Annotated in this window: 12 protein-coding genes; 7 read left to right on the top strand and 5 right to left on the bottom strand. The window is 41.8% G+C overall.

Annotation, left to right across the window (positions count from 1 at the left end; genetic code table 11):
• Nucleotides 1–6: 6 nt before the first annotated feature.
• A complete protein-coding gene (locus HLH16_RS13310; RefSeq protein ID WP_171529719.1) occupies nucleotides 7–1,260 on the bottom strand; it encodes a hypothetical protein in 1,254 nt (417 codons plus the stop codon).
• A gap of 77 nt (nucleotides 1,261–1,337) precedes the next feature.
• Between HLH16_RS13310 and serB the strand changes: the two genes are divergently transcribed.
• The 3 genes from serB to HLH16_RS13295 all read left to right on the top strand — a co-directional run bounded on the left by serB (nucleotide 1,338) and on the right by HLH16_RS13295 (nucleotide 3,949).
• Entirely contained in the window at nucleotides 1,338–2,558 is a 1,221-nt protein-coding gene (serB, locus tag HLH16_RS13305) for a phosphoserine phosphatase SerB (protein ID WP_171529686.1), read from the top strand.
• A gap of 422 nt (nucleotides 2,559–2,980) precedes the next feature.
• Nucleotides 2,981–3,316 (top strand): ciprofloxacin tolerance protein AciT, encoded by a 336-nt coding sequence (gene aciT, locus HLH16_RS13300; RefSeq protein ID WP_131288437.1) that lies wholly within the window; start codon nucleotides 2,981–2,983, stop codon nucleotides 3,314–3,316.
• A gap of 153 nt (nucleotides 3,317–3,469) precedes the next feature.
• Nucleotides 3,470–3,949 (top strand): SCP2 sterol-binding domain-containing protein, encoded by a 480-nt coding sequence (locus HLH16_RS13295; protein ID WP_171529685.1) that lies wholly within the window; start codon nucleotides 3,470–3,472, stop codon nucleotides 3,947–3,949.
• A 72-nt stretch (nucleotides 3,950–4,021) separates the two neighbouring features.
• Here HLH16_RS13295 and dtd read toward each other — a convergent pair whose 3' ends face one another.
• Nucleotides 4,022–4,462 (bottom strand): D-aminoacyl-tRNA deacylase, encoded by a 441-nt coding sequence (gene dtd / locus HLH16_RS13290; RefSeq protein WP_171529684.1) that lies wholly within the window; start codon nucleotides 4,460–4,462, stop codon nucleotides 4,022–4,024.
• Nucleotides 4,463–4,806: 344 nt separating this feature from the next.
• Here dtd and pncB point away from each other — a divergent pair, with 344 nt between their 5' ends.
• From pncB to asd, 3 genes are all read left to right on the top strand, one after another.
• Nucleotides 4,807–6,012, top strand: a complete 1,206-nt coding sequence (gene pncB, locus HLH16_RS13285) for a nicotinate phosphoribosyltransferase (RefSeq protein WP_131288429.1) — start codon at nucleotides 4,807–4,809, stop codon at nucleotides 6,010–6,012.
• Between the two features lie 114 nt (nucleotides 6,013–6,126).
• Nucleotides 6,127–6,975 (top strand): sulfurtransferase, encoded by an 849-nt coding sequence (locus HLH16_RS13280; protein ID WP_171529718.1) that lies wholly within the window; start codon nucleotides 6,127–6,129, stop codon nucleotides 6,973–6,975.
• Nucleotides 6,972–7,823, top strand: a complete 852-nt coding sequence (gene asd, locus HLH16_RS13275; protein ID WP_171529683.1) for an archaetidylserine decarboxylase — start codon at nucleotides 6,972–6,974, stop codon at nucleotides 7,821–7,823. The genes HLH16_RS13280 and asd overlap by 4 nt, the downstream gene beginning before the upstream one ends.
• A 150-nt stretch (nucleotides 7,824–7,973) precedes the next feature.
• Here the strand turns inward: asd and HLH16_RS13270 are convergent, their stop codons facing one another.
• Both HLH16_RS13270 and argS read right to left on the bottom strand, forming a co-directional pair.
• On the bottom strand, nucleotides 7,974–8,585 hold the full coding sequence (locus HLH16_RS13270; protein ID WP_171529682.1) for an SPOR domain-containing protein: 612 nt from the start codon (nucleotides 8,583–8,585) through the stop codon (nucleotides 7,974–7,976).
• A gap of 21 nt (nucleotides 8,586–8,606) precedes the next feature.
• Entirely contained in the window at nucleotides 8,607–10,397 is a 1,791-nt protein-coding gene (argS, locus tag HLH16_RS13265) for an arginine--tRNA ligase (protein ID WP_171529681.1), read from the bottom strand.
• Between the two features lie 197 nt (nucleotides 10,398–10,594).
• Between argS and HLH16_RS13260 the strand changes: the two genes are divergently transcribed.
• On the top strand, nucleotides 10,595–10,879 hold the full coding sequence (locus tag HLH16_RS13260; RefSeq protein WP_171529717.1) for a DUF2798 domain-containing protein: 285 nt from the start codon (nucleotides 10,595–10,597) through the stop codon (nucleotides 10,877–10,879).
• 358 nt (nucleotides 10,880–11,237) lie between these two features.
• Here HLH16_RS13260 and HLH16_RS13255 read toward each other — a convergent pair whose 3' ends face one another.
• Entirely contained in the window at nucleotides 11,238–12,545 is a 1,308-nt protein-coding gene (locus HLH16_RS13255; protein WP_171529680.1) for a DUF445 domain-containing protein, read from the bottom strand.
• Nucleotides 12,546–12,548: the final 3 nt, after the last annotated feature.

The raw sequence follows: 12,548 nt of genomic DNA, 5'->3' as shown, positions 1-12,548 counted from the left end.
TCCATTTTAAGAAGCTTTGGACTGTTTAGCTTTTAAAATTTCAGTCCTGAATGTCTGTGCCAATTCAGCCACTTCACTGTCCATCCCATTCATCATAAAGGCATGACGGGTCAGCACGTTGGTTGGATTTGGCATGTTGACCAACTGGTAACGGTCGGAAACATCTTTGAGTAATTCATTCGGTAAATGAATCGCACTTTCTTTTGCTGCCAACTGTTGAACCAGACGTTCTGCAGCTTGCACAGGAGTCAGATGCATAGCTTCGACATGACTTGAAATCGCACTACGGGTTTGTAAAACAAAGCGCTTTTCTTCGCGATAACGTTTATATAACACGTCCGACAACAGCTGGAACACGGTACTGATCATCACCAGACATTGCACTGCATTTGGCGTTTCAACCGACATGCTAATGGTGGCACCGTGTTCATCGAATTTATGTACGGTGGAAATATCAGAACTATTCAGTTTGTAGTGTTGCACACACAATTCAGCTGTTTTATTCAGGAAAATCTGACATAAATTGAAATAGGGAACTGAAACGGTTTTATTGACCGAATCCAGAAGTTGTTTTGGATCATAAAACTGAATATTCAATGCAACACAGTTGTCATCAAGGATGACAGGTTTAGATTCTTTAATTTTGCTTTTTGCTTGGGCATTATGCTGTGCTTGAGCCACTGCAACAGCAGCATTATGTTGTTCTTGTTCTAAGGCCTGAGTCAATGTTTGAATTTCATGTTTTAGACGTGATTCATTATTGATACGCGCCAAATATTCAGTTCGACTTGGACGGGCAATCGCACGATAAGCTAACCATAATAGACTATGAATCATCAGTGATAATAAAATCGCCAGCCATTGGGTACGTAAAATTTCACCAATACTGGATTGGATTAAAGTGATTTCAATCGTACCGACTTTCTTTTCATTTTGTAGTGCTTCACGAACAAAGACTTCACCTTGACGTGTCTTGGTTAAACCACCTGTTGCAAGTACCTGATTATTCGCATCTAAAATACGAATAGAGGCAACACTCGGGTTGGTTGCATAACGCTCGGCCAATAATGCCAGTGACACGGTATTGGCCGGTTCAAGCTCGGATAGACTGTCTGTGACCAGTTGTGTGGTCATCAGCTGTCCCTGACTGGCGCGATTTGCATTCAGCTGATGCGTTGTCGCAAGTACCAGTAAAAAGGTGTGTAAAGCAAAACTTACAATCAGTAGGCTAGCAAATAGCCCTTGTCTAGGCGCATTCAACGTAAACTTCCAAGGCATTTATATTCAAATTCGATTATGATTCTTACAATAGTTGTAGCTCAGATCCGAGTCAATTCATGCGAGAAATCATTCTTATATCATTTTTGGGACCCGACCAGCCTAATCAATTTACACGATTAATGCAGGTATTGTCCGTACATTCCTTACAAATTTTGGATGTTGGACAAGCCGTCATCCACAACCAACTGACTTTAGGTATTGTTGTTTCGTCAGATGACCAAACTGCTACAGCATTAGCCATGAAGGAGATCTTGATTCTAGCACATGATATTGGTTTAACTGTGCGCTTTAAACCAATCTCTACCTCAGAATATGATCAATGGGTCAGCGAGGGCGGGCAGACCCGTTATATCGTGACTGCACTTGCACCAGAATTAACCGCATCACAATTACAAGCAGTCACCAATATTGTGTCTAACCAAGGTTTTAATATTGAAACCGTAACGCGTTTGTCGGAACGTCCAAAGCTAACGGGTCAAGCCGATGGACCAAAACGCTCTTGCGTACAATTTGGTTTGAAAGGACAAATGCTGGATGCCACTGCAATGCGTGCAGCTTGCCTACGTTTATCGACTGAACTTAATGTTGATGTCGCAGTTCAAGAAGATAATGCTTACCGCCGTAACCGCCGTTTGGTCTGCTTTGACATGGACTCGACTTTAATTGAGCAAGAAGTAATTGATGAGTTGGCGATTGAAGCCGGAGTAGGGGAGCAAGTCGCTGAAATTACTGAACGGGCGATGCAAGGGGAACTTGATTTCCAACAAAGCTTCCGTGCCCGTGTAGCCTTGTTAAAAGGAATGGATGCTTCTGTTTTACCTCAAATTGCAGAACGCTTAACCGTTACAGAAGGTGCAGAACGTCTAATTTCTACCTTGAAAGCATTGGGTTATCGAACGGCTATTCTTTCAGGCGGTTTCCAGTATTTTGCTGAATACCTGCAAGAAAAATTGGGTATTGATGAAGTGCATGCCAATTGCCTGGATGTTGAAGATGGCATGGTTACCGGTGAAGTCAAAGGTCATATTGTTGATGGAGCACGTAAAGCATTTTTACTGCGTGAACTTGCTGAACGAATGGGCATTTCCCTTGAACAAGCGATTGCGGTTGGGGATGGCGCGAATGATTTGCCGATGCTGTCAATTGCCGGTTTGGGTGTGGCATTCCGTGCCAAACCTTTGGTGCGCCAAAATGCAAATCAGGCCATTTCAAGCGTAGGTTTAGATGGTGTATTATATCTACTCGGTGTGCACGATAAAGACCTGAGTCGCGCCTAACTCTCCTAGCTAACTATTGAAGTTTATTGACAAAACGCGACATTGATGTCGCGTTTTTTGTTGGGAAAAGAGTCAAAACACGATGAACGGTCGACTTGAATTGCCGATAAAAACAACAATCAAACCGTTCGGAAAAAATATTTTTTTAATGCTTTTAAGGCGTTGTTTTTTTGTAATGACACGGCAAGTCCGTGCCCATCTCACTTCCAGAAAAAGTTAAAAATAAAAAAATGTAATGACAAAATAATGTTGCGACAAGGTGTGTCGCTTTCTGAAAATACAAGACTTTTTTTCTTTAAAAAACTACGCATAATGCTTGCATAGAGATTGATATAGACATATTCATCATTTATTTAACGGTATCGGGAATCAGATTTAGACAAACATTCAATGTCCAAATCTGATCTTAGACGGAGGTTTTTATGGTTACAGCGAATTTAGCGACCATCGTAGGCTTAAGCTTGATTGCGGCTGCTTTGATAGCTGTTTTCTTCTCGCCTTATCGTCGTTTGTTAAGCTTTATGTTTGCAGGTATGCTGTTTTGGGGATTGATTGAAGTTGTTCGCTTCGGTACACAAGTGGTATTTGAATTACCCATGACCTATAGCTATCTGACTGCGTTAATGTCAGCAATGGTTGTGATCGCCATGCTTTTGGTACGCGAAGATCGTCGTGCAGAACGTGCTTTAACTGAACGTCGTTGTATTGAACATACACCGGTATATGAAGAAGACCAGCAGCACTGCTCAAGCCGTTAAACCGAAGCATTCAAGAATTCTAAAAAAGATGTGCCAGGAGCACATCTTTTTTTTGTTCGTTGAATATTGTTATACAAAGCCTTACTTCAAAAAACATAACTTATGTTAGGATAAGTCGTCAATTTTCCAACAATTACAATAGGCTTAAATGTCATGAAACTATCTTCGATTCCTGTCGTAAAATTACCACTGGTCGATGTAAGCACGGATCCGCTTGATTTATTAGTTGCGGGCTTGGCTTTGCGTATGAAGCAATTGGCTCGTACCAGTCCAAAATTTATTGAGTTAGTTCATGAACGTCAATTTCGCATTCAAATTGGTACAGATTTGGGTATTGCGCGTCAAATTATCGTAAACAATGGACAAATTGATACTGTGTCTGGCGATGCTGAAAAAGCGGACTTTATTTTGCAGTTTGCAGACAGTGAGCAGGGCGTAAAAACCTTAATGAAAGGCGATCCAACTGCTTTCATGACCGGCATGCAAAATGGCACGATTAAAATGGAAGGCGATTTCGGTCTTTTGGTTTGGTTTAACAAAGTAGCCAAACTGATTCCACCAAAATTACCTAAGCCAGTGCAAGAAAAAGTGAAATTGGTGCGTTCATTTATTCGTGAAAAAACCGGTAAATAATTTCAGATCTGTATTTAAAAATAAAAAAGCCCTCATCTGAGGGCTTTTTTAATGGTTAATATCTTGTGTTATTTATTCAACTTCCAGATTAAAGGTCACCGGTCCATCATTGACCAAATGCACTTTCATATCGGCTGCAAAAATGCCGGTTTGCACATTCTCAAATTGTGATTTTGCATATTCAACCAATTGTTCATAAAGTGCTTTGGCTTCACTTGGCGGCATTGCTGGACCAAAGTCAGGACGCAAGCCTTTTTGCGTTTGCGCCATCAAGGTAAATTGCGAAACCAATAATAATCCACCACTAGCTTGGCTGACATTCCAACCCATCTTGCCTTGTTCATCATCAAAAAAACGATATTTTAAGATCTTGTCGATCAGCTTTTTGCCTTTTTCCAGATTGTCTTCTTTGCCTAGCCCTAGAAACACCAAAATGCCATGTTGAATTTCACCCGTCGTTTCACCATCGACTACGACTTTGGCTTCTAAAACTCGTTGTAATAAGGCACGCATAATTTAACCAAATCAGTTATTTCAAATTTGCGGTGAATTGTAGCAAATACGTGCTTAAAGGCTTTAAAAACTCGTGATTTGTATAGGTGAATTTAAAAAATATAAATGAATGGATAAAGATGAAAGTCTCTTTTTGCCATCCGTGCTTTAGACAGACCCTTTTTAAAAGGGTCGAGCTTGTGTTTTAAGATGGATTGGAATGATTTGAAAGAATGAAATATTATTTTGGTGATGGATAAATGAGGCATAACTTATTCAATAGTTTCCTGTATTTACGAAAACATTGGTTTTATAGTGAAAAAAATATGCTTTAATGCGGATAGTTGATAAAAACTGAAAGTGATATGTCCGCAATCATCCATTCATTATTAGATACCGACCTGTATAAATTCACCATGTTACAGGTGGTTCTGCATAAATTTCCTCAAACCCATAGCGTCTACCATTTTCGTTGTCGTAATTTAGAAGATACCGTTTATCCACTGACGGATATTTTGGATGATTTGAATGAGCAGCTCGATTATTTATGTCAGCTCAAGTTTAAAGAAGATGAGTTGCAATATTTACGTAGCTTGCGTTTTATTAAAAGTGACTTTGTCGATTACTTGGAATTATTCCAACTGAAACGACGCTTTATTAAAGCCAGTATTGATGATCAAGGCCGTTTGGATATTTGGGTTGAAGGCCCGATGGTACAAGCGATGATGTTTGAAATCTTTGTGCTGGCGCTGGTTAACGAATTGTATTTCCGCCGTATCCGTACTGATGAGGTTTTGGCAGAAGGTGAACGTCGTTTGCAAGCCAAAGTGGCTTTGCTTAAAAAGTACGAACAAGAACAAAATCCGAATGATCCACCTTTCTTGGTGTCCGACTTTGGTACGCGTCGTCGTTATAGTTATGACTGGCAGAAACATGTCATTACCGAGTTTAATCAAGCCTCGCCATATATTTTCCGTGGTACCAGTAATGTATTAATTGCCAAAGAACTGGGGATTACCCCAATTGGCACCATGGCACATGAATTCCTGCAAGCCTTTCAAGCTTTAGATGTGCGCTTACGTAATTTTCAAAAACTGGCTCTGGAAACCTGGGTGCAGGAATACCGCGGTGACTTGGGAATTGCCTTGACCGATGTGGTGGGGATGGATGCCTTCCTGCGTGACTTCGATTTGTATTTTGCCAAACTGTTTGATGGTCTGCGCCATGACAGTGGCGATCCCTACGAATGGGGCGATAAAGCGTATGCCCACTACAAAAAACTGAAAGTCGACAGCAAAAGCAAGATGCTGACTTTTAGTGACGGGCTGAATTTGGAAAAAGCATGGAATTTGCATCAGTACTTTAAAGATCGCTTCCAGGTGAGCTTTGGTATCGGCACCAATTTAACCAATGATTTGGGACAAACCCCATTGAATATTGTGTTGAAACTGGTGGAATGTAACGGTCAGTCGGTGGCTAAAATTTCCGATAGTCCCGGAAAAACCATGACCGATAATGATACTTTCCTTGCTTATTTACGTCAGGTGTTCCAAATCACTGAAACTAAATAACAGTGACTTTTTTATAGCTGATTTTTTGCTAAAAGAATGTAAAAAATCAGCATAATAGTGAAAATGAGTTGTGCTAAGATCAGCAATGTTGATCTAAATAAAACTCGAAAAAGTATGACTGTTCCTGCATTTAATTTTGGTCTGCTCATTGAAGCAGAAGACCTCTTGCCACATCTGGGTAATGAGAAATTACGTATTGTCGATTTAAGCCGTAGTTCTGTTTATGATCAATTGCATATTCCGCATGCAATTCACGTCAAGCCTAAGCAGCTGGTTCGCCAAGAAGAACAGGCTTCAGGTTTGCTTCCCGATATTGATGGCTTGAAAGCCCTGATTGAATATCTGAATATTTCTCCAGACCATCACGTGGTGGCCTATGACGATGAAGGCGGGGCATGGGCAGGACGCCTGATCTGGAATTTACATTGCCTCGGTTTTGAAAATACCAGTTTATTGAATGGCGGTATTCATGCCTGGTTGGCTGCGGGTTTTCCAACTTCTTCCGAGGTCGAAAAATTAGCCCCTGTTGAAAATTTGGTTGAAATTAACCAGGCACATATTGATCGGTACCGCATTCAATATGCAGAACTTCTTGAAAAAGTGAAAAACAATAATACTCAAGTGTGGGATTGCCGTACTGAAGATGAATACACAGGGCTTCGACTGGCAGCGCGACGCGGCGGTCACATTCCAAATGCCCGACATTTTGAATGGAGTACTGCCCTTAATCGTGAAAATCATTTAAAATTACATCCCTTAGAACGCACTCAACAACGCTTAGAACAATTGGGATTCAATTTAAACGAACCTGTGGTGGTCTATTGTCAGTCACATCACCGTTCGGGTTTGGCTTATATCTTGGGTCGATTACTCGGTTGGAATATTCAGGCTTATGATGGTGCGTGGAGTGAATGGGGCAACCGCCTCGACAGTCCGATTATTACCGGAGAGTTACCGTCTTGAGTTTCGCATCACGTTTAAAAAAACAACTATTTATTCAAGCACAACGTGTTGTGCCACAACACCAGTTATCACGTGTGGTGGGGAAACTCGCAGCCAGTGAAAACCCGATTGTCAAAAATACCGTCATTCAGGCTTTTAAAGCCCAATACGGCATTGATATGTCGATTGCTGAACAGGGTGATGCATTGAAATATAAGTCGTTCAATGAATTTTTTACCCGTTCATTGAAAGAGGGTGTACGTGAGATTGATGCCAATCCTAGCAGCGTGGTTTCACCTGCGGATGGTGCAATTTCACAATTGGGCAAAATTGAAGATGGCGATATTTTTCAGGCCAAAGGTCAAAGCTTTTCAGTTGAAAAGTTAATTGCCGATCCGCAACTGGCTGAACCGTTTAAAAATGGTCAGTTCGCAACCGTATATTTATCACCTAAAGATTATCACCGTGTGCATATGCCTTTTGCGGGAACTTTGACTGAAACTTTATATGTACCCGGCGAATTGTTCTCGGTCAATCAAACGACTGCAGAAAATATTCCGGGTTTGTTTGCACGTAATGAACGTATGGTGTGTTTGTTTGATACTGAACTCGGTCGTATGGCTGTGGTTTTAGTCGGTGCCATGATTGTTGCCGGTATTGAAACAGTTGCGACAGGTAAGGTGAAACCCACAGGACGGTTGGAGCTGAATCAGCATAATCTGTTCCTTGAAAAAGGTGCAGAGCTGGGTCGTTTCTATTTGGGTTCTACCGCCGTGATTTTATTTGAACAAGATAAAATGGAATGGGATGCAGCATTCAAAGCCAATTCAACTGTAGTAATGGGTGAGGCTTTGGGGCATACGGTTTAAATGCTTTTAGCCTCCCTTTTTAAAGGGAGGTTGGAGGGATTTAAAGAATTTACTTTTATCAGTAAATCCCCCTCATTCCCCCTTTATTAAAGGGGGAAGCACAAAGCATAAAAAAGCGCCTCAAATGAGGCGCTTTTTTACGAATTCAACTTAGCGTTTTACCACAATAGAATCAATGCCACTGCGTTGTAAGGTTTGCTGTGCAATCAGTGCAGCGTCAGCAGAATCATAAGGACCGGAAATCACCCGATACCAGGTTTGACCATTTTCAACCGATTTAACCACATCCGCAGAAAGACCATTCAAAATAATTTCAGCACGACGCGCATCCGCACTATCTGGATCAGCATAGCTACGAACTTGAAGAATATAACTTGGCTGATGGGCAACTGGTGCTTCAGCAGTTTCAAGACTTGGCTCCGTGGCTTCAGTATTAATCGTTGGTTTTTCTTCTGGTGCTTCAACAATCACCACAGTTTCTGAGTTTTTAGTTTCAGGCACAGCCTGATCAGGAATAGGCGTGACTTGTTGTTGAGGCAACAAATCGTAGAAACGGTAGTCTTTGTTGGTGTCTTCCTGATAATGTTCAGAATTAATCTGATTCTTCGGCTGAACCGGTGCCCACGGTTTCCATAGCATCAACGCTACCGCAAAACTCAGCACGATTAAAATGACGACAAGTGTTCCCAGCCATGCCGGAATCAATGGCTTTTTAGGCTTATTCGGTCGCTCAGATACACCGCGTTGCGTTTTTCCAAACACGTGGACTTCCTTTTATTTTAATTACATGGATGTAGGGGCAGATACGCCTAATAATTCTAAACCATTACGTAAGACTTGTTGTACATTTACCGAAAGTAGTAAACGTGCTTGCGTAAGTTCAGCATCATCATTGAGTACTTTATGCTCATTATACCAACCATGGAATAATGCTGCCAATTCTTTCAGATAGTTCCCCACCTGATGCGGTTCATAGCTATTCGCTGCACGAATCACAATTTCAGGATACGCAGCAAGTTTCGCTAAAATTTCAGTTTCAGCATCAAGATCAAGTTTTACTGCAAATTGACGTGCATTCACGGCATCAAAATTTACATCGCTAGACGCTGCTTTTTCAAGCATACGACAAATACGTGCATGGGCATATTGGATGTAGTACACCGCATTGTCTTTACTTTGTGACACTGCAAGGTCAAGGTCAAAGTCAATGTGCTGTTCAGATTTACGCATTACATAATAGAAACGTGCAGCATCATTACCGACTTCTTTACGAAGGTCACGCAAAGTCACAAACTGACCTGAACGCGATGACATTTGCACCATCTCGCCGCCACGCCATAGGCTGACAAACTGAACAAGAAGCACAGTCAGTTTTTTAGAATCATAACCCAGTGCATCAATCGCAGCTTTTACACGTGCAATATAACCGTGGTGGTCTGAACCCCAGATATCCACGATATCGGTATAACCACGCTGTAATTTATTTAAATGGTAAGCAATGTCAGAGGCGAAATACGTGGTTTGACCATTACGGCGTTTGACTACACGGTCTTTTTCATCGCCAAATTCAGTCGATTTAAACCAGATGTTGCCGTCTTGTTCGTACAAGAAACCGCGTTGATCTAAAGTTTCTAAGGCTTCGTCAATTTTTTCAGTTAAAGAAGCTTCGCTAAACCATTGGTGGAAAGTTACACCAAATTCACCCAGGTCATCTTTAATATCATCAAGAATGGCTTTTAATGCCGCTTGATGGAACACGCGATAGCCTGTGCCAATCAAGTTTTGCGAATTATGAATTAAGCCATCAATGTGTTTTTCTTTATCGCCTGAAAGTACAACTTTGTTGCCATCGGCATCAAGCTCGGCTGCAAATTGCACATCTTCAGGGACATCTTTATAGACATCCGCAACCGGGCGTACATAAGCATCGCCATCTTGGTCGATAATGCTTTGTGCAATTTCTTTAACGTAGTCGCCTTGATAGGCATTTTTAGGGAATACCAGTTCTTGACCGGTGAGTTCCAAATAACGTAAATAGGTTGATGTTGCCAAAATGTCCATTTGACGGCCGGCATCATTGACATAATATTCACGATCTACTTTGGCGCCAGTTGCTTCAAGCAAGTTCGCTACAGTCATACCATACGCTGCACCACGACCATGACCTACGTGCAGGCTTGAAGTCGGGTTAGCTGACACGAATTCCACCTGGATGCGTTTTTCAGCATTGGCTTGGGTACGACCGAATTGATCTTTTTGTGCCTGAACCTGATCCAGGACAGTAAAGCGTTGGTCGGCATTTAAAAAGAAATTAATAAAGCCAGGACCTGCAATCTCTGCTTTGCTGATATCGGCAACTTCAGGAAAACTGGCGAGGATTTTTTCCGCGAGATCACGAGGCTTCATACCCGCAGCTTTAGAACCGATCATTGCGATATTTGACGCGAAGTCACCGTGAGTTCGGTCTTTAGTTCGCGTTAAGTTGCTACTGTTATTAAAGTCGGATGGGAGTACACCTTCAGCTTGAAGAGATTGCACTGCATGATCGAGAGCTGCTTGGATTGCCGTATTCATAATCAGTCGAAAAATAAACGTCGCGGAAAAACAGCAAATATAGCAAATTTCACCGTCTTTAGGTAAACCCATTTGTATTGAATGAATCTTGTCCGACAGTCTACATGCTGGAGAAGGGGATAAAACAAGGAAAAGATCCCAAAAAGCATGATTTATGGCATATTGGAGGGCTTGAAGGAATGAACAGAATAGACGACATGCAACCTGAACGCCCAACGATTATCGGCAATATTCCCAAACTTCCAGCAAAATGGGCCATGGTAGTGATGCCATTTATTTTATCTTGCCTAATGAGTGGCATTATTTCCTTGATTAATATGCTGCGTAATCTGGGTTGGATCGATGGTTTTATGAATTTATGGTTCCACAACTGGATGATTTCTTGGGCTTTTGCTTTTCCAATTGTATTAACCCTTTTACCTTTGGTGCGTAAATTGACAGGCAAACTGGTAGATCTGTCTACTGCTCATCCACCAAAGTAAAGCAGACATTAAAGTAAACTTTTTTTTCATGAGTCTTTGTTTGATCAATACAAGTTGTTCGTAAAGCTAAAAATAAAAAAACAAATTTTAGAAAGCATTGGATTTATGAGTGTGGCATGGATGCCACACGTTCCCCATCACGACAAGGATGTCGTGTATGGGGAAACAAAAGGTTTTTGTCTACTTTTGACCTTTCAAAAGTAGAGGTAATGCCTACGCAAAGTCATAAAAACTGAATCAATAAACTGAGGCGGTGCGGGTTTTAAAGAATCGAATATTGAACATTTTTTGATTTATGCAAGTTATCTAGTATATGGGGAGTGTGCAGAAGACGTTTTTCTTTATCTTGCATACATTTTTACAGAACTAAATCTACCAAAGCACGAATAATCCCGAGCACCAAACCAATAAATGCACCAACTACCACGCCATTGACACGGATCATGTGCAAGTCGCCACCGACTTCATTTTCAATTTTGTCGATCATTTCTCGTGAATCCCATTCGTGAATTCTTTCGCTAATAAAACGAATGACTTTTTCACTGTACTGGTCACTTAAATTAACTGCAATCCCACTCATACGGTCATTCAGTAACTGACGTACCGCTGGATTAGAAATGATATTTTCACCGACTTGCTGAATGGCAACACGTAAGTTTTGTGCAATGCCTGAATCTGGTTTGCGTAAATCGGCTTCAATCGCATCACAGAGAATGACCACGGCACCGCTAATAAAATTCAGTACTTGCGGACTATCCAGCAAGGCATCCTTGGTGCTATTTAAGCGATGACTGGCACTACTTTCATCATCTGCCAGTTCCAGCATCAACTGATGTCCCATGTCTTCAATTTTTTGACGCCAAGGATGCTGCGGGTCAGCAAGCATAGATTCAACGCGTTCAACCAGTGAGTCAATGGTGCGTTGCTGTACATCAATGCCAATCCAGCTTGCGCCTTTCGCCAGTTTCCACACGCCTAATTCTTTGAACAATGTGCGGGTGAGTTGACGGGTTTCTTCGGGATGGGACATCACCCATTCATGGGCTAAATCGAGTCCGCGTTGTAATACATCCTGATGAAAGTCATTTTCCAGAACCGCGCGCAGCATTTCACTGGCCAAGGTATTGATTTGGGTATTGCGCACCCATTGCACGCTATTGTTTTGAATGAAGCGTCCAATTTGTTCCTGTCCCACAAATTCAAAAATTTTTGGCACGGTTTGCTGAATGACTTGGGTCACTTGAGCGTTATTTTCAGGTTTGGCTAGCCATTGCCCAACAGCAAGGCTGAGGTCGGTACTTTGCAGACTTTTTTTGACCACTTGTGGCGATAAAAAGTTTTCCTGTACAAAACGGCCCATCGACTCGGCTATTCGCGCTTTATTGCGCGGAATAATTTCGGTGTGATCGAGCATGAATTTAGGAATCGGCATTTTCCCAAACGGGTTACGGAATAGCACGGTAATGGCATACCAATCCGCCAAGCCACCCACGACACCCGCTTCAGCACTGAGCATGAGAATGTGAATCAGCCACACATATTCAGGCATCAGTTTGGCCACCAGCATCAGCATTAACCATGTTACAACAGCCATGACTAAAGCAATGGTGGCAAAGCGTTTACTGCGTTGCAAACTAGGCGTTGTGGTCACTTCCGCTGTATTCATGCA

Source organism: Acinetobacter sp. ANC 5378 (genome assembly GCF_013004315.1).
In the GTDB taxonomy this organism is placed as follows: domain Bacteria; phylum Pseudomonadota; class Gammaproteobacteria; order Pseudomonadales; family Moraxellaceae; genus Acinetobacter.
Note: the sequence above shows the minus strand (reverse complement) of the source record. Positions and strands in the feature narration are given on the sequence as shown.